The sequence below is a fragment of the Streptomyces sp. NPDC033177 genome, assembly GCF_055577715.1.
The window spans coordinates 402,907-423,421 of the sequence record NZ_JBVIPS010000006.1 but is presented as its reverse complement, the minus strand read 5'-3'; the positions used below and the strand labels follow the sequence as shown (position 1 = coordinate 423,421).

The 20,515-nt window shown below is 71.5% G+C and carries 19 protein-coding genes; 9 read left to right on the top strand and 10 right to left on the bottom strand.

The genetic code is table 11. From position 1 onward, the window contains the following. The first annotated feature begins 43 nt into the window (after positions 1-43). A complete protein-coding gene (locus ACZ5U5_RS22825) occupies positions 44-1,147 on the top strand; it encodes a hypothetical protein (RefSeq protein ID WP_469024563.1) in 1,104 nt (367 codons plus the stop codon). A 15-nt stretch (positions 1,148-1,162) separates the two neighbouring features. On the opposite strand, the gene ACZ5U5_RS22820 is transcribed toward ACZ5U5_RS22825, so the two are convergent. Next, complete coding sequence (locus ACZ5U5_RS22820; protein ID WP_469024560.1) at positions 1,163-1,942, bottom strand: GbsR/MarR family transcriptional regulator; 780 nt, start codon at positions 1,940-1,942, stop codon at positions 1,163-1,165. A 225-nt stretch (positions 1,943-2,167) separates the two neighbouring features. Here ACZ5U5_RS22820 and ACZ5U5_RS22815 point away from each other — a divergent pair, with 225 nt between their 5' ends. From ACZ5U5_RS22815 to ACZ5U5_RS22805, 3 genes are all read left to right on the top strand, one after another. Then, entirely contained in the window at positions 2,168-2,842 is a 675-nt protein-coding gene (locus tag ACZ5U5_RS22815; protein ID WP_469024557.1) for a DUF4097 family beta strand repeat-containing protein, read from the top strand. A gap of 72 nt (positions 2,843-2,914) precedes the next feature. After that, positions 2,915-3,880 (top strand): ATP-binding cassette domain-containing protein, encoded by a 966-nt coding sequence (locus ACZ5U5_RS22810; RefSeq protein ID WP_469024553.1) that lies wholly within the window; start codon positions 2,915-2,917, stop codon positions 3,878-3,880. Continuing rightward, complete coding sequence (locus tag ACZ5U5_RS22805; protein WP_469024551.1) at positions 3,877-4,662, top strand: ABC transporter permease; 786 nt, start codon at positions 3,877-3,879, stop codon at positions 4,660-4,662. Before ACZ5U5_RS22810 ends, ACZ5U5_RS22805 begins: the two co-directional genes overlap by 4 nt. A gap of 90 nt (positions 4,663-4,752) precedes the next feature. Here ACZ5U5_RS22805 and ACZ5U5_RS22800 read toward each other — a convergent pair whose 3' ends face one another. Genes ACZ5U5_RS22800 through ACZ5U5_RS22785 form a run of 4 tightly spaced genes read right to left on the bottom strand, consistent with a single transcriptional unit; the run spans position 4,753 to position 8,712 of the window. After that, positions 4,753-5,736: an ABC transporter substrate-binding protein gene (locus ACZ5U5_RS22800; protein ID WP_469024549.1), complete on the bottom strand. Its 984-nt coding sequence runs from the start codon at positions 5,734-5,736 to the stop codon at positions 4,753-4,755. Beyond that, positions 5,733-6,596, bottom strand: a complete 864-nt coding sequence (locus ACZ5U5_RS22795) for an ABC transporter ATP-binding protein (RefSeq protein ID WP_469024546.1) — start codon at positions 6,594-6,596, stop codon at positions 5,733-5,735. The genes ACZ5U5_RS22800 and ACZ5U5_RS22795 overlap by 4 nt, the downstream gene beginning before the upstream one ends. After that, a complete protein-coding gene (locus ACZ5U5_RS22790; protein WP_469025008.1) occupies positions 6,593-7,675 on the bottom strand; it encodes a FecCD family ABC transporter permease in 1,083 nt (360 codons plus the stop codon). Before ACZ5U5_RS22790 ends, ACZ5U5_RS22795 begins: the two co-directional genes overlap by 4 nt. A 38-nt stretch (positions 7,676-7,713) precedes the next feature. Then, the gene (locus ACZ5U5_RS22785) at positions 7,714-8,712 is read right to left on the bottom strand and encodes a FecCD family ABC transporter permease (protein ID WP_469024544.1); all 999 of its coding nucleotides are present in this window, start codon (positions 8,710-8,712) and stop codon (positions 7,714-7,716) included. Positions 8,713-8,828: 116 nt separating this feature from the next. Here ACZ5U5_RS22785 and ACZ5U5_RS22780 point away from each other — a divergent pair, with 116 nt between their 5' ends. Continuing rightward, entirely contained in the window at positions 8,829-9,461 is a 633-nt protein-coding gene (locus tag ACZ5U5_RS22780) for an HAD family hydrolase (protein ID WP_469024541.1), read from the top strand. On the opposite strand, the gene ACZ5U5_RS22775 is transcribed toward ACZ5U5_RS22780, so the two are convergent. Then, positions 9,458-9,709: a hypothetical protein gene (locus ACZ5U5_RS22775; RefSeq protein ID WP_469024539.1), complete on the bottom strand. Its 252-nt coding sequence runs from the start codon at positions 9,707-9,709 to the stop codon at positions 9,458-9,460. The two genes, ACZ5U5_RS22780 and ACZ5U5_RS22775, sit on opposite strands and share 4 nt — an antisense overlap. Before the next feature lie 181 nt (positions 9,710-9,890). Here ACZ5U5_RS22775 and ACZ5U5_RS22770 point away from each other — a divergent pair, with 181 nt between their 5' ends. Further along, entirely contained in the window at positions 9,891-10,274 is a 384-nt protein-coding gene (locus tag ACZ5U5_RS22770) for a cold-shock protein (RefSeq protein ID WP_055701393.1), read from the top strand. Between the two features lie 22 nt (positions 10,275-10,296). On the opposite strand, the gene ACZ5U5_RS22765 is transcribed toward ACZ5U5_RS22770, so the two are convergent. The 4 genes from ACZ5U5_RS22765 to ACZ5U5_RS22750 form a co-directional block, all read right to left on the bottom strand. Next, complete coding sequence (locus tag ACZ5U5_RS22765) at positions 10,297-11,181, bottom strand: 1,4-dihydroxy-6-naphthoate synthase (protein ID WP_469024536.1); 885 nt, start codon at positions 11,179-11,181, stop codon at positions 10,297-10,299. Beyond that, on the bottom strand, positions 11,174-11,821 hold the full coding sequence (locus ACZ5U5_RS22760; RefSeq protein ID WP_469024534.1) for a futalosine hydrolase: 648 nt from the start codon (positions 11,819-11,821) through the stop codon (positions 11,174-11,176). Before ACZ5U5_RS22760 ends, ACZ5U5_RS22765 begins: the two co-directional genes overlap by 8 nt. Positions 11,822-11,832: 11 nt before the next feature. After that, positions 11,833-12,342 carry a DUF2771 domain-containing protein gene (locus ACZ5U5_RS22755; protein WP_469024532.1) on the bottom strand — a complete coding sequence of 170 codons (510 nt, stop codon included), beginning with the start codon at positions 12,340-12,342 and terminating at the stop codon, positions 11,833-11,835. A 78-nt stretch (positions 12,343-12,420) separates the two neighbouring features. Continuing rightward, on the bottom strand, positions 12,421-13,785 hold the full coding sequence (locus tag ACZ5U5_RS22750) for an MFS transporter (RefSeq protein WP_469025006.1): 1,365 nt from the start codon (positions 13,783-13,785) through the stop codon (positions 12,421-12,423). Positions 13,786-14,158: 373 nt separating this feature from the next. Between ACZ5U5_RS22750 and ACZ5U5_RS22745 the strand changes: the two genes are divergently transcribed. From ACZ5U5_RS22745 to ACZ5U5_RS22735, 3 genes are all read left to right on the top strand, one after another. Next, positions 14,159-15,097, top strand: coding sequence for a DUF3027 domain-containing protein (locus ACZ5U5_RS22745; protein ID WP_469024530.1), 939 nt, complete (start codon positions 14,159-14,161; stop codon positions 15,095-15,097). Positions 15,098-16,170: 1,073 nt separating this feature from the next. Further along, positions 16,171-19,308 carry a sacsin N-terminal ATP-binding-like domain-containing protein gene (locus ACZ5U5_RS22740; RefSeq protein WP_469024528.1) on the top strand — a complete coding sequence of 1,046 codons (3,138 nt, stop codon included), beginning with the start codon at positions 16,171-16,173 and terminating at the stop codon, positions 19,306-19,308. 372 nt (positions 19,309-19,680) lie between these two features. Further along, entirely contained in the window at positions 19,681-20,514 is an 834-nt protein-coding gene (locus ACZ5U5_RS22735; RefSeq protein ID WP_469024526.1) for a calcium-binding protein, read from the top strand. The last annotated feature ends 1 nt before the right edge of the window (position 20,515 follow it).

Genomic DNA, 20,515 nt, shown 5'->3' with positions numbered 1-20,515 from the left:
GGCACAAAGGGCGGGCCAACGGCGCCGCCCCGGAGGGGACTTCGTGGGGATCGAGAGCGATCAGCTCGTCTTCGACTATCTGAGCCGCGTCGGCGACCTGGCCCAGCAGCACCAGCTGCCGTCCGCCGCCCGCATGCGCCTCGTATCCGACCTGCGGAACCAGATCGACCGCAGCAGAGCGAAGGCCTCCGCCGACAATCCGGCCGCGATACGCCGCATCCTGGACCGCCTGGGCTCCCCCGAGGAACTGGTCGAAGCCGCGGGCTCAGGCGGCAGCGGCCCCACTGCCACCGACACCGCCGACGCCGGTGACCGCGACCTGCCCAAGGCCCGCACAACCCGCACGCCCCGCACGCCCCGCACGCCCCGCCCCGCCGTCCCCACCCAGCGCACCGGACAGCCGAAGGAACGCCCCAAGCGCCTGCGCCGCGTCGTCCCCCGCCCCCGCCCGGCCGCGGAGGAGCCGGAGCCGCCCCAGGAGGACCTGCCTTCCCCGCCGCACCTCGCGAGCACGGACGAGCTCGGCGCCCCCGGCTCCGAGCCCGACTGGTGGCGGGTGGACAGCAGCCCCTTCGGCCTCGCCGACAGCGTCCCGGGCTTCACCGGCGGCGTAGAGATCCCGGAGATACTCAAGCCCCCGCCGAAAAAGCGCCCCGAAGAAGACAAGCGCGAGGCCGGCGACGACGAGGACTACGACGACGAGGACGAAGAGGAGGAGTGGGAGGAAGCGGAGGACACCGCTCCCACGCGTCGCCGCCGCATCCGCATCCGCAGGCCCGTCACCGCGGCCGTCGCCCCCACAGGACCCCGCTTCACCAACCCCCTGCTCCTGCTCGCGGCGGCCCTCCTCACCGTGGGTGCCATCCTGGGCAACTGGCTTGCTCTGGGAGGCGGCTGGCTCCTCGCCTACGCCTCGCGCAGGCTCAGCCGGGCCGAGGCGAAGTGGGCCGCACTCGGACTTCCGGGTCTGTCCGTGGCTGCCGGGATCACCTGGCTGTGGGGCAGGAGCGAGGGCCGCTGGGGCGACCCCATCCGCGAGGGCCACATGAGCGACGCGATGGCCGAGACCTGGCCGTGGGTGGTACGCGGCGCCGCCATCGCCTCCGCGCTCTACCTGCTGTGGAGATCTCAGCGCCGACGGCCGTAGGCCCACGGGCCGCGGTCAGCCGCGGCCCTCCGAACCCCCCTCCGGACCCCCCTCCGAACCCCCTTCCGGACCCCCTTCCGACCCCTCCGGCTTCGCATGAAGCACCTCGCGTGCCTGGTCCGCCGCACGGGCGATGCTCTCGCTGACGAAGTCGAGGAAGCGGGCGATGTTCTCGAGGCGGGTGGCCGCCGGGGTGCCGGGGCCGAGGATGCCCACACCCTGCCGCGCGGTCTCGACGACGTGGGCGGTGGAGCGGGCGCTCGCCATCATCGACTGGTACCAGATGTCGTCGTCCACGACGTACCGCTCGCGGCGGCGTTCGTCGCGTTCCCGGCGGATGAGGCCCTGCCCGTCGAGGTAGGTGATGGCCTTGGAGACGGACGCCGGGCTGACCTGGAGCCGCTGGACGAGTTCGGCCGCGGTGAGGCTGCCCGAGTCGGTGGTGCAGAGGCAGGCATGGACCCGGGCCATCATCTTGGGCATCCCCGACTGCATGAAGACGGTGGTGAGCGTCTCCTCGTACTCCCGTACGGCCTCGGCGTCGCGTCCATGTGCCTGCGGGGCGGCTTCCGGCGCGCGGGGGGACGCTTGCCTGCGCCGCTGGGTGCGGCGTTCGGTGGCGCGGTGGGCCAGGTCGGCGCGGTAGGCGGTGGGGCCGCCGTTCCGCATCACCTCGCGCGTGATCGTCGACGTCGGCCGGTCGAGACTTCTGGCGATCTCCGCGTAGGCGAGGCCGTCGGCCAGCCCCAGCGCGATCTGCTGACGTTCCTGCTGAGTGAGTCTGCCGCCCGGCATCGCGATCTCCTTCGTACCCGTCGAATGCCCTCACCATAGCGTTCACTCGCAATCCATTGCAACGAATGCGTCCCCTCTGTTGCATTCGCTTCTGGTCTGTTGCAACGAAAAAGCTGCTTTGAGCTGCGCTTATACAATCTAAGCGCAACGAGTGTGTTGCTGAAATCGTGAACGCAACGTAGCTTTTCTCATGTCAGAAACAACGACGACCCGAAGGAACACACCATGCGGAACTTCGACACCCCCACCCCGATCTCCGCCGTCATCGACATCCCCGCCGGCCACCTCCGCCTCATCGCCGCCGACCGGACCGACACCGCGGTCGAGGTCCGGCCCGCGAGCGCATCGAAGAGCCACGACGTGACGGCGGCCGAGCAGACCACGGTCGAGTACGCCGACGGTGTCCTGCGCATCCAGGCCGCACCGGCGAAGCACCGCATCCTCGGCAACGGCTCCGGATCGGTGGAGGTGACCGTCCAGTTGCCCGCCGGATCCCACGTCGAGGCGAAGACCGCCGCCGCCGACCTCCGCGGCGTCGGACGGCTCGGTGACATCGTCTTCGAGGGCGCGCAGGGCACGGTCAAGCTCGACGAGACCGCGAGCGCCCGCCTCGCCCTCCAGGCCGGCGACATCTCGGTCGGCCGGCTCGGCGGGCCCGCGGAGATCAGCACGCAGAAGGGCGATCTGACCGTCGCCGAGGCCGTGCACGGCACGGTCACCCTGCGCACCGAGTCCGGCGAGATCTCGGTCGGCGCGGCCCGCGGGGTCTCCGCCTCCCTGGACGCAGGCACCTCGTACGGCCGGATCCACAACTCGCTCCAGAACGCCGACGGCGCCACCGCGGGCCTGACCATCCACGCGACCACCGCCTACGGCGACATCACGGCCCGCAGCAACTGACGACCCAGCACCTGACAACTCAGCATCCGACACCCCCGACAGCCGACCCGCAGCCCTTTAGGAGCGCTCCTCATGACGAACCTGGCCATCGCCGCGAACGGGCTGCGCAAGTCCTACGGCGACAAGACCGTGCTCGACGGCATCGACCTGGCCGTCCCGGAAGGAACGGTCTTCTCCCTCCTCGGCCCGAACGGTGCGGGCAAGACCACCGCCGTGAAGATCCTCTCCACCCTCATCACTGCCGACGCCGGTGACCTGCGCGTCGGTGGCCACGACCTGGCCGCCGCTCCCCAGGCCGTGCGTGCCGCGATCGGTGTCACCGGGCAGTTTTCCGCGGTCGACGGCCTGATCACCGGTGAGGAGAACATGCTCCTCATGGCCGACCTGCACCACCTCTCCAAAAGCGAGGGACGCCAGGTCGCCGCCGAACTCCTCGCCCGCTTCGACCTCACCGAAGCCGCCAAGAAGCCCGCCTCCACCTACTCAGGCGGCATGAAGCGCCGCCTGGACATCGCCATGACCCTGGTCGGCAACCCGCGCATCATCTTCCTCGACGAGCCCACCACCGGACTCGACCCCCGATCCCGCCACAACATGTGGGCCATCATCCGCGAACTCGTCACCAGCGGCGTCACCGTCTTCCTCACCACCCAATACCTGGAGGAAGCCGACGAACTCGCCGACCGCATCGCCGTGTTGAACGACGGCAAGATCGCCGCCGAAGGCACCTCCGAAGAACTCAAACGACTCATCCCCGGCGGCCACGTACGCCTGCGGTTCTCCCACCCCGACGCCTACCGGCACGCCAGCAGCTCCCTCACCGAAGCGACCCGCAACGACGAGGCCCTCACCCTCCAGCTCCCCAGCGACGGCACGCAGCGCGAACTGCGCTCCATCCTCGACTGGCTGGACTCCGCGGGCATCGAGGCCGACGAACTCACCGTCCACACCCCCGACCTCGACGACGTCTTCTTCGCCCTCACCAGCACCGACGCCATCCCCCACCAGCCCAACCAGTCCGAGGAGAACGCCCGATGAGCACCCTCGCCCTCGCCGTCCGCGACTCGAACACGATGCTGCGCCGCAACCTCCTGCATGCCCGGCGCTACCCCTCCCTCACCCTGAACCTGCTGCTCACGCCGGTCATGCTGCTCCTGCTCTTCGTCTACATCTTCGGCGACGTGATGAGCGCGGGCATCGGCGGCTCGGACCGCTCCGACTACATCGCCTACATCGTCCCGGGCATCCTGCTGATGACCATCGGCAGCACCGTGATCGGTACCGCGGTGTCCGTCTCGAACGACATGACCGAGGGCATCATCGCCCGCTTCCGCACCATGGCGATCCACCGCGGCTCGGTGCTCGTCGGGCACGTCGTCGGCAGCGTGATCCAGACGGTCATGAGCGTGGTCCTCGTCGGTGCCGTCGGGGTGGCCATCGGCTTCCGCTCCACCGACGCCACCGTCCTGGAGTGGCTGGCCGCCTTCGGACTGCTCGTCCTCTTCGCCATGGCCCTCACCTGGGTCGCGGTCGGCATGGGCCTGGTCAGCCCGAACGCCGAGGCCGCCGGCAACAACGCGATGCCGATGATCCTGCTGCCGCTCCTGTCCAGTGCCTTCATCCCGGTCGACTCGATGCCGGGCTGGTTCCAGCCGATCGCCGAGTACCAGCCCTTCACCCCGGCCATCGAGACCCTGCGCGGCCTCCTGCTCGGCACCGAGATCGGCCACAACGGCTGGCTGGCCGTCGGCTGGTGCCTGGGGCTGACCCTGCTCGGCTACTTCTGGGCGACCGCGAAGTTCAACGACGACCCCAAGTGACCGCCGCGCGACACCACGGCCCGTACACCCTCAAGGCGGCGCACACCGACCCCACGTCGGAGTGCGCCGCCTCGTTCGTCCATTCCTGCGTCATTCCTTCGTCAGAGCCGCCTGCATCTCGTCCAGGATCTTGTCCGCCGCCGTGTAGCCGATGCCCTGGATCCACAGCTCGTCGTCGACGGTGTGGACGTTGCCGCGCTTCACCGCGTCCATGTTCTTCCACAGGCTGCTGCCGACGGTCCGCGTCTGCTTGGACTTCTTCGGATCGCCGTACGTGGAACGGAAGATGACGTCCGCGTCGGCGAGGTCGATCTTCTCGGGCGACACGTCGTACGAGAAGCCGTCCTTGGCCTTGGCGGCGATGGCGGGGCGGCCCAGACCCACGTCCTTGAGGAGTGTGGCGACGTACGTCTGCTCGCCGTAGATGCGGATGTCGGCGCCCTCCACGAAGCGCACGACGTTGACCTCCGTCGCCTTGGCCTTCGCGGGGCCGCCGACGGCGGTGGTGACCTTCTCGGCGTGCGCGTCGTACGCGGAGACGACCTTCTTCGCCTCGGCCTTCTTGCCCAGCGCGGCGGCGTGCACCTGGAAGTTCTCCTTCCAGGGGTAGCCGGTGTTCTCCGTCATCACCGTCGGCGCGATCTGCTTGAGCTGCTCGTACTTCGCCGCGTGCCGGATCTTGCTGGTGAGGATGACATCCGGTTCGAGGGCCGCGATGGCCTCCATGTTCGGGTTCAGCATCTCGCCGACGTCCTTGATGCCGCTGACCTTGTCCTTGGGCAGATAGCCCGGGAAGCCCGACGACGCCTCGACGTGCGTGGAGCCGACCGGCTTCACGCCCAGCGTGATCGCGGAGTCCAGCTCGGCCGTGTCGAGGACGACGACACGCTTCGGGGCGACGGGTACCTTCACGTCACCCATGGCGGTCTTGACGACGTGCGTCCCGCCGGAACGGGCGTCCTCCTTGCCGGAGTCCGACGATCCGCAGGCGGAGAGCGCGAGGGCGCCACCGAGGGCGAGTGCCCCGGCGGCGAGGGCGCGGGAGCGGCGCGGGGAGCTGGTCTTGGTGCTCATGGTCCGGGGGCCACCTTTCGGTTGGACGAGGGGTGCGGGTGCGCGTCGGCGGCCCACGGGGCCCCGGGGACGACCAGGGGCGACCCCGTCACGGGATCCGGTACCACCACACAGTCCAGACCGAACACCTCGCGCACGAGATCCTCGGTGACGACATCGGCGGGCGCGCCTTCGGCGACGATGCGGCCCTGCTTCATGGCGACGAGGTGATCGGCGTACCGGGCGGCCTGGTTGAGGTCGTGCAGCACGACGACCACGGTCCGGCCGCGGGCGCCTTCCTGAGTGTCGGCGGCCAACTGGCGGACCAAATCGAGCACTTCCACCTGGTGGGCGATGTCGAGATACGTCGTCGGCTCGTCCAGGAGCAGGATGTCCGTCTCCTGCGCGATGGCCATCGCGATCCACACCCGCTGGCGCTGGCCGCCCGACAGTTCGTCGACGGACCGCTCGGCGAGCGCGGCGACGTCGGTACGTTCCATCGCCTGGGTCACGGCCCGCTCGTCCTCGTCGGACCACTGCTGCCACCAGTGCTGGTGCGGCTGGCGTCCGCGCGCGACGAGGTGGGCGACGGTGATGGCCTCGGGTGCGACGGGCGTCTGCGGGAGCAGCCCGATCTGCTGGGCGATCTTCTTGGTCGGCAGCTTGGCGAGCGCCTCGCCGTCGAGCAGGACCGCGCCGCCGCGGGGCTTGAGGAGGCGGCCGAGCGCGCGCAGGGTGGTGGACTTGCCGCACGCGTTGGGGCCGACGATGACCGTGACCTTGCCGTCGGGCACCGCGAGTTCGAGCTGGTGCACGACTTCGCGGTCCTCGTAGGCGAGGGTCAGCTCGCGGGCGCTGAGGCGGGCGGCGGGGGCGGTCACGAGGTGCCTCCATTGCGGACGGAGCGGCTGCGGACGATCAGCCAGATCAGGTACGGGGCTCCGACGGCCGCCGTGAGGACGCCGACCGGCAGCTCGGTGGGCGAGAAGAGCCGCCGGGCGAGGAGGTCGGCGAGGACCACGATCAGCGCGCCGGTCAGTGCCGAGCAGAGCAGCGGGATCTGCGCGGTGCGGGTCATCCTGCGGGCGATCTGCGGGGCGAGGAGTGCCACGAAGTCGACGGGTCCGGCGGCGCCGGTCGCCACGGACGCCAGGATCACGCCGAGCAGCACGAGCCCGAGGCGTACGTGTCCCAGGCGCACCCCGAGCGCGGTCGCCGTGTCGTCGTCCATGGTCACCGAGCGCTGGGCGCGGGCGGCCCAGAACACGAACGGGAGCAGGACGAGCAGGGTCAGGGCGAGCGGCGACGCCTCCGGCCAGCCGCGGCCGTTGAGGGAGCCCGTCATCCAGATCTGCGCCTGCTGGGCGACGAGGTAGTCGCCCTTGGTCATGAAGAGCGTGGTGACGGAGCGCAGGGCGATGGCGAAGCCGATGCCGATGAGCACGAAGCGCGTGGCGTGCAGGCCGCCGCGCCAGGCGAAGACGTACACGAGCGCGGCGGCGGCGACACCGCCGAGCACCGAGAGATACGGCAGGACGGTGGCGGAGGTGACCCCGAAGGTCATCGCGCCGACCGTCAGGGCGCTCGCGCCCTGGCTGATGCCGATGATGTCGGGGCTGGCGAGGGGGTTGCGGGCGACGGTCTGGATGAGCCCGCCCGCGACGCCGAAGGCGGCGCCCACGAGGAGGCCGACGACCATGCGGGGTTCGCGCAGCGTTCCCACGACCAGCTCGTCGGGGGATGGCTGCCCCGTCAGGACCTTCAGGACTTCGCCGGGCGCGACGAAGGACTCGCCTATGCAGAGGTACGCGAGGCAGCTCGCCGCCAGCAGCAGGGCGAGGGCGACGGCGGCCACCGCTGCCCTGCGGTGCAGAAGGAACGTGGCTTTCCCGAGCCGCAGTACGGCATATCCGGCTGGACGCAGCTTCACCGGGCGCCCCGCATCAGGGGTTGTGCCCACCTGTTCCGCCCTGCGGAACGCCTGCCCACAACGCTCGCTCACGCGGCCACCGCCTTCCGGCGCACCAGGGTCACCAAGAACGGCACCCCGATCAGTGCCGTCATCACCCCGGCGGGAACCTCACTCGGCGGAAAGATCACGCGCCCCACCGTGTCGGAGACGAGCAGCATCACCGGCCCGAGGACAGCGGCCATGGGCAGCACCCAGCGATGCCCACTGCCCACGATCGCGCGAGCGATGTGCGGGACGGCGAGCCCGATGAACGCGATGGGTCCGGCCGCCGCGACCCCCGCCCCGGTCAGGACGGTCGCCCCGAGGCCCCCGACGATCCGCACGGTCGCGACGTTCTGCCCGAGCCCCTTGGCCACGTCCTCGCCGAGGGCGAGCGCATCCAGTCCCCGCGCGACGGACAGCACAAGCACGAGCCCCACAAGCAGGAACGGCCAGATCTGCCCGACGATCTCCGCGTCGCGCCCGGAGAGCGAGCCCACCTGCCAGAAGCGGAACTCGTCCAGGGCCGATGCCTTGGTGGTGAGGATCCCGGTGGTCACGGACACCAGCAGGGCGTTGATCGCGGCGCCGCCGAGCGCGAGCTTCACGGGGGTCGCCCCGCCCCGTCCGCTCGCGGCGATCGCGTACACCGCGACGGACGCGATGCCCGCGCCGACGAAGGCGTACCAGACGTATCCGGTCAGGGTGTGCACGCCCGCGAACGCGATCGCCATGACCACGCCCACCGAGGCGCCCTGGCTGACGCCGAGGATGCCGGGGTCGGCGATGGGGTTGCGGGTGATGCCCTGAAGCACGGTGCCGGCCAGGGCGAGCGCGGCGCCGACCATCAGGCCGATGAGCGTGCGCGGCACCCGCATCTCGCGGATGACGTCGGCGGCGTCGCTGTGCCCGCCGTGCAGCAGGGCGTCGACGACGGCGGACGGTGCGATGGCGCGGGCGCCGACGGAGAGGCTGAGCAGGACCGCGAGCAGCAGGGCCACGACGGCTGCCGTCATCGCGACGGCGCGTCGGGCTGGCACACGCATCGGCTGCGCTCGATTCGGGTCGGTGGGGCTGAGCGGGAACTGAGGTAAGGCTCGGCTAAGCGTAAGGCCAGCACGGCGCAGGTCATCCGGCTCTCGGGCCTCTGCACAATGGCTGCATGACGTCACGCGCCCTGACGGTCGGCTTCGACCTCGACATGACCCTGATCGACTCCCGCCCCGGCATCAGGGAGGCCTACTTGGCGCTGTCCGCCGAGACCGGGACGTACATAGACGCCGACCTCGCCGTCACCCGCCTCGGCCCGCCCCTGGAGCAGGAGCTGCGCCACTGGTTCCCCGAGGAGCGGATCCAGGAGATGGCCGACCGCTACCGTGAGATCTATCCCACATACGCCATCGCCCCCACGCTCGCGATGCCCGGAGCCCGTGAGGCGGTCACGGCCGTGCGCTCCCACGGCGGCCGGGCGATCGTGGTGACCGCCAAGCACGAGCCGAACGCGAAGCTCCACCTGGCGCACCTGGGCATCGAGGCCGACGCGGTGATCGGCTGGCTGTGGGCCGAGGCGAAGGCGGAGGCGCTGCGCGAGCACGACGCGGCGGTGTACGTCGGCGACCACACCGGTGATGTACGCGGCGCGCGTACGGCGGGCGCGCTCTCCGTCGCGGTGGCCACCGGGCCGTGCGACGCAGCGGAACTGCGCGCGGCGGGCGCGGACATCGTGCTCACCGACCTGTCGGGGTTCCCGGCCTGGCTCGGCTCGTACGTCGCGGGCGCCGCCGACCGCGGTTAAGTGGCCGCGGACCTGGCCTGACGGCGCTGCACGGCGATACCGCGCAGCACTCCCGCCACGGCGACGACGAATCCGACGCCCATCAGCATGCACACCGCGTACGCGATGGACGGGAAGGGGTCGGTGCCGAGGAACAGTGGGGCCACCGTGACCAGAGTTGCCACGGCGCCGACGAAGAAAATGATCGCTCCGGTACGGACCAGGCCATCGCCCGGTCCGGCGGAATTCGTTTGGGTTTTGTCACGCACCCCACCAGGGTAGTTCCCAGCGCGAAGGAAGAATCCGGGGACGTCTTGTCACCGGCCCCCGGACCAATAGTCTTGGTTCCGGCGGGTCGGGCGACCCGCTGTAGTGCTATCCAGAGCCGTTTTCCGCGGCATCGACGCGTACGACGACGTACGACGACAAGTACGAGGACGAGGACTTCAGGTGCCTACCGGCAAGGTCAAGTGGTTCAACAGCGAGAAGGGCTTCGGCTTTCTCTCCCGCGATGACGGCGGCGACGTCTTCGTGCACTCCTCCGTACTGCCCGCAGGTGTCGACACACTCAAGCCCGGCCAGCGCGTCGAGTTCGGCGTCGTCGCCGGTCAGCGCGGTGACCAGGCTCTGTCGGTGACGATCCTCGACCCGACGCCGTCCGTCGCGGCCGCGCAGCGGCGCAAGCCGGACGAACTGGCGTCCATCGTCCAGGACTTGACGACCCTCCTGGAGAACATCACGCCGATGCTGGAGAAGGGCCGTTACCCCGACAAGGCGTCGGGCGCGAAGATCGCGGGCCTGCTCCGGGCGGTGGCGGACCAGCTGGACGTCTAGGCCGCAGGCTCAGGGGAAGGGCTCAGGGGAACGCGAGTGCGTCCGGCGCGAGGGGCGGTACGAGCCCCTCCGCCGCGGCGCGCGTCAGCAGTCCGCGGATCGCCGCGTGGCCGTTCTCGCCCAGATCAGCCGTGAACTCGTTCACGTACAGGCCGATGTGCTGGTCCGCGACGGCCGGGTCCATCTCCTGGGCGTGCTCCTGCACGTAGGGCCGCGAGGCCTCGGGGTCGTCCCAGGCCATCCGCACCGAGGTGCGGACGCTGTCCGCGAGCTGCCGCAGACGCTCGGCGCCGAGCGACCTCTTGGCGATGATCGCGCCCAGCGGGATGGGCAGGCCCGTCGTCCGCTCCCAGTGCTCGCCCATGTCGGCGAGGCAGTTGAGCCCGTAGTTCTGATAGGTGAAGCGCGCCTCGTGGATGACGAGTCCGGCGTCGACCTTGCCGTCCCGCACCGCGGGCATGATCTGGTCGAAGGGCAGCACGACGACCTCGCCCACGCCGTCGGCCAGGGTGTCCGCGGCCCAGAGCCGGAACAGCAGGTAGGCCGTCGACTTCTCGCTCGGCACCGCGACGGTCTTGCCGGTCAAATCGGTCCCGGCCTCCCGGGTGAGGACCAGCGGTCCGCAGCCCCGCCCGAGGGCGCCGCCGCAGGGCAGCAGCGCGTACTCGTCGAGGACGTAGGGCAGCACGGCGTACGACACCTTCAGGATGTCGAGCTCGCCGCGCTCGGCCATGCCGTTGGTGATGTCGATGTCGGCGAAGGTGACATCGAGTGCGGGCGCGCCGGGCACCCGGCCGTGCGCCCAGGCGTCGAAGACGAACGTGTCGTTCGGGCAGGGCGAGAAAGCGATCTGCAGGGTGTCCGCGGTGTTCGCGGTGCTTGCGTCCTGCGTGGGCGATTCAGTCATGCCGTTTCCAACTCTCCAGTACGGGCGCGAATTTCCCGAACGCCTCTCCCAGCGCGCCGAGCGCCTCGCCGATCCGCCAGGCCGCGCGGTCCCGTGGCCCGACGGCGTTGGAGATCGCGCGTATCTCCAGGACGGGCAGTGCGTAAGCGGCGGCCGCCTCGGCGACGCCGAATCCCTCCATCGCCTCGGCGAGCGCCCGCGGGTGGCGGCGGCGCAGCTCGGCGGCACGCTCGGCGGAGCCGGTCACGGTGGAGACGGTCAGGACGCTGCCGGTGAGACCGCCGCAGGTGGCGGCCAGATCCCGTACGAGGGACAGCGGCGGCGCGTGGGTGACGGCACCGAACCCGAGTGCGGTGACGGGCAGGAAGCCGTCCGGCGTCTCGGCACCCAGGTCGGCCGCGGTGATCTCGTCGGCGAAGACGAGGGAGCCGAGCGGCGCGTCGGGCCCGAAGCCGCCGCCGATCCCGGCGGAGATCACCAGGTCGTACGGCGCGCGCGCGAGGGCGGCCGCCGTGTGCGCCGCGGCAGCCGCGGGGCCGACCCCGACGGCGACGGCGTCCATGTGCGGGGGCAGCCGGTCGGCCACCGCGTCCCGTTCGGCGGGGACGGCGGTGGCCACCAGGACGTGAGGGGCGGACACCAAGGGAGGAGTCAGGCGTCCTTCTTGAGCTTGAACGACCACAGGCCGGTCGCCTTGGCCTCGGAGCCCTTGCCGCCTTCGAGCAGGCCGACGGTGGTGGAGTTCTTGCCGCCGCCGTACTGCTGGTTGAAGAAGACGCTGCCGGGGATGACGACGTAGGTCTTGTTGCTGGCCTCGGTGAGCGGCTGACCGTTCATCAGGAGCGTCCAGCCCTTGTCGGCGACCTCGGGGTCGACGCCGAAGCGGACCTTCTCGTCGGGGTCGACCTTGATGGACTCGGCGTCCGTGTCCTTGAGGCAGCCCTGGAGCTGGGTGTCCGAGATCTCCTTGCCGTCGTTGTAGCAGGAGGCCTCGGAGTTCACCGAGTCGCTGCCGACCGTGACGGTGGCCAGCGGCGTCGGCTTGTCGCAGGCCGACAGGACGAGGAGTCCGGCGGAGACAGCGCCAAGGGCGGCCACGGAACGGCGACGGCGTGCCGGCTTGAGAACGTGTGCGGCTCCGCCGCGGAGCAGGGAGGTCATGGGCGAAGGCTATCGGGCACCCCGTGCCGTCCCGCCACGTGGGGGTCGCGGCGTGCCGCACCTGTCAATTTGTCGGGTTCACGCCACCCGCGGGCGGCGCTTCCCGCCGTGCCGGGCCGCCGAGAGCAGGCCCCGCACGGTCGAGAGCCAGCCGACGGCGACGATCGCCGCGGCCACCGAGAGCCCCAGTGACCCGTTCAGCGGCAGGGCCATGCCGATTCCGCCGCCGACCACCCAGGAGACCTGGAGCAGGGTCTCCGAGCGGGCGAAGGCGGAGGTCCGCACTTCTTCCGGTACGTCCCGCTGGATCAGCGCGTCCAGGGAGAGCTTCGACATGGCCTGCGCGAATCCGGCCACGGCGCCGAGGCAGGCGACGCCCACCGCCCCGAAGAACACCGCCGCGGTGACGGCCACGCCGAGGACGACGGCGACGACGGTCACGATGATGACCTCCGGCGCCCGCGATCTGAGGCCGGCGCCGACGGCCGTGCCGAGCGCGTTGCCGACCCCGGCCGCGACGCCCACTATCCCCAGGGACACCGCGGCGCTCTGCCCGCCGAGCGGTTCCTCGCGCAGCAGGAAGGCGAGGAAGAAGATGAGGAAGCCGGACAGACACCGCAGGGCGGCGTTGACGGTGAGGGCGTGGGTGACGGCGGGCCCGACCGTACGCAGTCCCAGGCGCCGCTTCTTGGACGTGTCCGACGCGGCCTGGGCGCGCGCGTGCAGATGCAAGTGTTCCTCGTCGGCCGCGAGGAGCGCCTTGTGCTCGCCCTTCGCCGAGTCGACCTTGGACGGCAGCGAGACGGAGAGGAACATCCCGACGATGAAGATCACGAAGGCGCCGTAGAGGGGCCAGCGTGGGCCGAGGGCTTGTAGCCCCGCGCCGATGGGAGCGGCGATACCGGTCGCGAGAAGCCCGCCGAGCGTGACTCTGGAGTTGGCCTTGACCAGGGAGAACCCCTTGGGCAGGAGTCTGGGCACCACGGCGCTGCGCACGACCCCGTACGCCTTGGAGGCGACCAGGACGCCGAGCGCGGCCGGATAGAGCTCCAGGCTCCCGGTGATCACCGCCTCGGACAGCAGCAGGGCGAGGAGGGCGCGGGCCAGCATCGCGGCGGCCATCGCATATCGGCGGCCGTGCGGGAGGCGGTCGAGGAGGGGGCCGATGACGGGGGCGAGGAGGGTGAAGGGCGCCATGGTGATGGCGAGATAGAGGGCGACACGGCCGCGGGCCTCGTCCGTCGGCACGGAGAAGAAGACCGTCGAGGCGAGCGCGATGGTGATCATGACGTCGCCCGCGCCGTTCACGGCGTGCAGTTCGATGAGCTTGCCGAGGCCCGACTCGCCCGCGCCGTGCGCGTGCGTGGCCTTGCGGATGCCGCGGGCCGTGCCGGTGAAGGGCAGGTGCAGGGCGCGGCCGACCCAGCGGGCGGCCCGGTTCAGCACCGAGCTTCGTCCGCTGTATCCCTGGGACGACGACCTTGCGGTTGCCACCTCGTCATAGTGCCCCCTAAAGGCGCGCTGTACGGGTGGGTGGGCGGGAGAAACGCCGCGAAGCGGCGAAAGGCTCTGCTCGGTGGGGAGGGCAGCCGCACGCCGGTGTAGGCCCAGAGGCCAGGAGAAGGTAGCGTGCGTAGCGCGCCTGCGGCGGTTGTTCTTGGCCGCGCGCCTCTCGGTCATCCCGCAGAATGGATGACGTAGGTGCGCCCGAGGACGTCAGGGCGCGGACGTCGACGCGGCCCTTTGGTCCGCTCCGTCCGCACTCCCGCGTATGGGTGGCGCACTCGTGAGACGGCGTAATGGAGAAGCGATACCTGTGAGCGCAGCGACAACGCGAAGCCGTACCCCGCGTACCCCGCGTACTCCCGACCGCCTGTGCGCCGAGGCGGTGGGACTGGCCCGTGACGCGGCCGAGGAGGCCGCCGCGCCCGGTGTGGTCGGTGAGCACGTCGAGGTCGTGGTCGAGGGCGACCGCGTCGTCACGCACCTGTTCGAGTGCAAGGAATTCGGCTACCGGGGATGGCGCTGGGCCGTGACGGTGGCCCGCGCCTCGCGCGCCAAGGTCGTCACGCTCGACGAGACGGTGCTGTTGCCCGGCCCGGATGCGTTGCTGGCCCCCGAGTGGGTGCCGTGGAGCGAGCGGCTGCGCCCCGGTGACATGGGTCCGGGGGACCTGCTCCCCACGGACGCGGAGGATCTGCGCCTGGAGCCCGGCTACTCCGGCGAGGAGGAGCCGCCGCCGAACTCCGTGTTCTCCGAGGAGATGGCGGAGCTCGTCGAGGCGGAGGACGCGGAAGTGACGGCGGGCTCGCCCGCCGAGCTGCCGGCGGCGCCGGCACGTGGCTCCATCGCGGCGCTCGCGGACGAGCTCGGCATGCGCCGGGCGCGCGTCCTGTCCCGGTACGGCCTGCACACCGCGGCCGATCGCTGGGAGGAGTCGCACGGCGCGAAGACGGCGATGGCGCAGGCGGCGCCCGCGTCCTGCGTCAGCTGCGGCTTCCTTGCCCCGATCGGCGGATCGCTCGGACAGGCGTTCGGGGTGTGCGCGAATGAGTTCGGTCCTGCGGACGGGCACGTGGTGTCCCTCGCCTACGGCTGCGGGGGTCACTCGGAGGCGGCCGTGATGCCTACGCCGTCCCGGCCGGCCGGCCCGGTCCTGGACGAGACCCGCGTGGACGTCCTCCCCCTGCGCCCGTCCCCCGACTCGGGTTCGGTCCCGCTGGAGGCTGCGCCGGAGGACTTGGGCCACAGCTGAGCTCCCGCTGGGGGTCCTTGGCCGGGGCTTTCCCTGCGGGTGAGGCTGGGGCGGGGGCCTGCTGTCTGCGTGCGGGCCGGCGGCACTCCATGCCGCGCTCCGCGCGGATGCCTCCCACCCACCCACCCGATTGCCCCGTGGTGCACGGGGTGCCGTAGGTGGAACGGGGTCGCTTCACATCTGCGGCTCGCCGCTCCTCCATGCCCGCGCTCCGCGCGGATCTCCCCCACCCACCCACCCACCCGATACCCCGTGGTGCGCACGGGGTGGCGTAGGTGGGGCGGGGTTGTGTTGCGTCTGCGCATCGCTGCTTCTCCGTGCCGCGCTGCGCGCGGATTTTTCCCGCCCGGCTGCCCGATACCCCGGGGTGGCGTGGGAGGGGTGTGCGTCTGCTGTCCGTCTGCGGCTCGGCGTTGCTCCGTGCCCGCGCTTCGCGCGGATATTTCCCGCCCACCCACCCGATTGCCCGGCATCGATTGGCTGCGGGGCAATCGGGTGGGTGGGCGGGAGAGTCCCGCGCGGAGCGCGGGGTGGCTCCACCGGTCCGCAGGTAGGGACTCCTCGCGCCACCGAGGCCCCTACGCGCAGGCTGGCGCTGCGGGGTGCACGGGTGGGTGGCCGGGGGGAAATCCGCGCGGAGCGCGGGGAGGTGTCCACCGGCCCGCAGGTCGGGACTCCTCGTGCCGCTGAGGGTTCCTACGTGCAGGTTCGCACTGTGGGCAATCGGGTGGGTGGGTGGGAGGCATCCGCGCGGAGCGCGGCACGGAGTGGCGTCGGCCCGCAGCAGACAGCAGACAGCAGACGCACATTCCTCCCACGCCACCCCGTGCACCACGGGGCAATCGGGTGGGTGGGTGGGAAAAATTCGCGCGGAGCGCGGGGAGGTGTCCACCGGCCCGCAGGTCGGGACTCCTCGTGCCGCCGAGGGTTCCTACGTGAAGGTTCGTGCTGCGGGGCGCTCGGGCGGGTGGGAAAGAAGGCCTCCGGCCCGGGGGAGCGAGACGCCCCCCGCCAGGGGAAACCGCTGGACGCGGTACCGTTCGCCCCGCGAACCGAGCTAGGGAGACGACACCGTGAGCAAGACCGTGCGGCCGGCGGCCGAGGGCACAGACCCGTTCGGCACGGCACGGCTCCGCCGGGGAGTCCTCGACGCCTGGGCGGCAAGCCCGGCCCGCTTCCGGGAGGACGCGAACGCCGAGGAAGACCTCGCCCTCGGCGGCTACCGAGACCGCCTGATCGTCGAACTCGCCCAGAACGCCGCCGACGCGGCAGCCAGGGCCGGCGCCCCGGGACGACTCGCCCTCACCCTCCGGGACGGCGTACTCGCCGCCGCCAACAACGGCGCCCCCCTCGACGCCACCGGCGTCGAATCCCTCTCCACCCTCCGCGCCTCCGCCAAGCGGGAGGATCAGAGCAACGGCGCCGTGGGCCGGTTCGGCGTCGGCTTCGCCGCCGTTCTCGCCGTCTCCGACGAGCCCGCCCTCGTGGGGCGTACCGGCGGCGTCCGCTGGTCCCTGGGCGAGGCGCGCGAACTCGCCGCCGACACCGCCCGCTTCAGCCCGGGTCTGGGGGACGAGATCCGCCGGCGCGACGGCCACGTACCCCTGCTGCGGCTGCCCTTCGCCGCCGAGGGTTCCGCCCCGGAGGGATACGACACCGTCGTCATCCTGCCCCTGCGGGACGCCGCCGCCGAGGACCTCGTCCTGCGGCTGCTCGGCGACATCGACGATGCTCTCCTCCTCGCCCTCCCCGGGCTCGAGGAGGTGGTGGTCCAGGTCGGCGACCACGCCCCCCGTACCCTCCGCCGCACCACCGAGCCGGATTACGTGGACGTCTCCGACACCCGTGACGGCGACACCCGCTGGCGCACCGTCAGCCGCCAGGGCGGTCTGGAGCAGGACCTCCTCGCCGACCGGCCCGTCGAGGAGCGGCTGCGCCCCCACTGGTCCGTCACCTGGGCCGTCCCCACCGACCGCGACGGTGCCCCGCAGGCCCCCCGCAGCGCCCCCGTCCTGCACGCGCCGACCCCGAGCGACGAGCCGCTCGGCGTACCCGCGCTGCTCATCGCCTCGTTCCCGCTGGACACGACCCGGCGGCACGCGGCACCCGGGCCCCTCACCGACTTCCTCGTGCAGCGCGCGGCCGACGCGTACGCCGAACTCCTCGCCGCGTGGCGGCCCGTCGGGGAAGGCATCATCAGCCTCGTCCCCGGCCCGCTCGGCAAGAGCGAACTCGACGGCGCCCTGCGCCAGGCCATCCTCGATCGGCTGCCCCGCACGGCTTTCCTGCCGCCCGCGGTGGAGGCCGTACCGCAAGAGGACCCCGACGTACCCGAGTGGCAGGCCCCCGTCGCGCTGCGGCCGCGTGACGCCGAGGTCGTGGAGGGCGCGGGCGCCGACACCGTACGTGTGCTCGCCGACGTCCTGCCCAGCCTGCTTCCCGCGGGACTCGAGCGGCGCGCCGAGCTGCGCACCCTCGGTGTCGCCCGCGTACCGCTGACCGAGGCCATCGACCGGCTCGCCGGTCTGGAGCGGGAGCCGGGCTGGTGGCACCGGCTGTACGAGACGTTGGCCGGTGTCGATCCCGATCGGCTCACCGGGCTTCCCGTACCCCTTGCCGACGGCCGTACCACCATCGGGCCCCGCCAGGTCCTCCTGCCCGTCATCGGCGACGACAGCGACCCGGCCGCTCTCGTCCGTCTCGGCCTCAAGGTCGCGCACCCCGACGCCGTGCACCCCCTCCTGGAGAAGCTCGGCGCCCTGCCCGCCACGCCCCGCGCCGTCCTGACGACCCCGCAGGTCCGCGCCGCCGTCGCCGCCTCGCTCGACGACGACACGTGGGACGAGGACGCCCTGGACGCCGACGAGCTCGCGGACATCGTGCTCGCGCTCGTCCGTGACGCGAACCTCGCGCCCGGCGACGAGCCCTGGCTCGGCGCGCTCGCCCTCCCCGACGACGAGGACGGTGACCTCGCGCCCGCCGGTGAACTCGTCTTCCCCGGCAGCCCCTTCGCCCAGGTCATGCGCGAGGACGAACTCGCCACGGTGGACGCCGAGCTCGCCGAGCGCTGGGGCGAGCAGCCTCTCGCCGCGTGCGGTGTCCTCGCCACCTTCGCGCTCGTCCGCGCCACGGACGTCGTACTCGACCCCGATGAACTCGACCCGCGCGAGGGCGACTTCGCCGAGCCCGACGACGCGGGGCTGCTCGATGCCGTGGACGTGTGGTGCGAGGACACCCTCGACCGGCTGCCGGAGACTCCCGTCCCGCCGGTCGCCACCGAGATCATCGCCGTACGGGACCTGGACCTGGTCGACGACGACTGCTGGCCGCAGGCCCTGGCGATGCTGTCGCGCCCGCCGCTGCGGGACGCGGTGACGCAGCCGTTGCGGGTCCTGCTGCCGGACGGCACGACGGAGAGCGTGCGTTCGTACACGGCGTGGTGGCTGCGCGGGAACCCCGTGCTCGGCGGCCGGCGTCCCGCCGGTCTGCGGGCGTCGGGCGGCGATCCGCTGCTCGAAGGGCTCTACGACGCGGCCGACGCGTCCGGCTTCGACGACGAGCAGGTGCTGCGGGCGCTCGGCGTCCGTACGTCGGTCGCCGCGCTCCTCGCGGAGCCGGGCGGCGCGGCCGAGCTGCTCGAACGGCTCGCGGACCCGGAGAGGACCGTTTCGGCGGCGCAGTTGCACGCGTTGTACGGGGCTCTGGCCGATCTGGACCCGGAGCAGGTGACGTTGCCGGACGAGGTGCGGGCCGTGGTGGACGGGGAGGTCGTGGTCGTCGACGTGGCGGACGCGGTCGTCGCCGACGCGCCTGATCTGTTGCCGCTGGCCGGGGGTGTGGCGCTGCTGCCCGTGGAGCCCCGCAGGGCGGGTGACCTGGCCGAGCTGTTCCAGGTGGGGAGGTTGAGCGAGACGGCGGCGGTTGACCCCTCGGGGGAGGGGGCCGAGCATCCGGTGCCGGATGCTGTGCGGATTCTGCTCGGGTCCGGGACGCCTCGGACGTACGTCGAGTACGAGGAGCTGCACGCGGGTGGCGTCGAGCTGGACTGGCGGCGGACGCCTGACGGTGTGGTCCATGCGGCCACGCTGGAGGGCGTGGCCGCGGGGCTCGCCTGGGCGGCGGGGCAGTGGCCACGGCGCTTCGAGGTCGCCGCGTTGCTCGAAGATCCCTCGCGGACGGATGAGTTGGAGCGGGATCGCTGGTTCGACTGAGGGGTCCGCGGGTGCGGGTGGGATGTGGCCGCTCGCGCAGTTCCCCGCGCCCCTTGGGGGCTGTCGGTTCGTCGCCGTCCGCGGGTGGGTTGTGGTCGCTCGCGCAGTTCCCCGCGCCCCTTGAGGGACGCCTGTTCGTCGTCGGGTGCGGGTTCGCCGTGGCGGATCGCGCAGTTCCCCGCGCCCCTTCGGGGCCCGGGGCGCAGTCGCGGAAGGCCGTCGTCCATATCTCGGTCACGAAATCTTCACTTCCCGTACAACCGCGGGGGCAGGTCGAGGGTCTGATCTTCCGAGTCAACAGACTCCTAGATCACCGGGCCCCGCGTGACAGCCCCCACGCACCGCGGAGCCCCTTCCCAACTGGGGAAACACATGCGCATCTGTGCCACCGTGGCCGTACTGACCGGCACCCTGGCTCTGTCCGCTCTCGTCGTGCCCGCCGCTCAGGCGGCCGACGAGCCGAACGCCCCGAAGCTCGCGCCCTTCGCCGCCAACGCCCCGGCCGACGAGGCCCTCGGCGACACGAAGATCACGAAGGTCACCGTCAACGGTGGCAAGAACATCGTGGTCGGCACCACCGAGAAGAAGAAGTTCACCGTCGCCATCACGGCGACCGACCCCGAGGGCATCTACGACGCCGATGCCTCCATGTGGCACGGCTCGGACGTCGAGAGCGACATAGACGGCCTGCTTTTCTCCGATGAGGGCGGCGCCACGTGCAAGGTAGTCAACGCGACCACCTCTACCTGCACGGTCAACATCACGGCCGACCCGAAGCTCGACCTCTACAGCAACATCCTGGCCGGCAAGTGGAAGGTGTCGGCGTACGCGATCGGCAATGACGGCGACTACGTCAGCAAGGACACGGTCGGCTCCGCCAGCATCCAGCGCAACTCCCGCCTCACCACCAACGCCTCCCCGGAGCCCGTCAAGAAGGGCAAGACCCTTACGGTCACCGGCGCCCTGACCCGTGCCAACTGGGACACCTCGAAGTACGCGGGCTACACCAAGCAGTCGGTGAAGCTCCAGTACAAGAAGAAGGGTGCGACCTCCTACTCCACCCTCAAGACCGTCACGTCCGACTCCAAGGGCAACCTGAAGACGACCGTGACGGCCTCCTCGGACGGCTACTACCGCTACGTCTTCGCCGGTACGTCCACCACCCCGGCCGTCACGTCGACCAGCGACTTCGTCGACGTGAACTAGT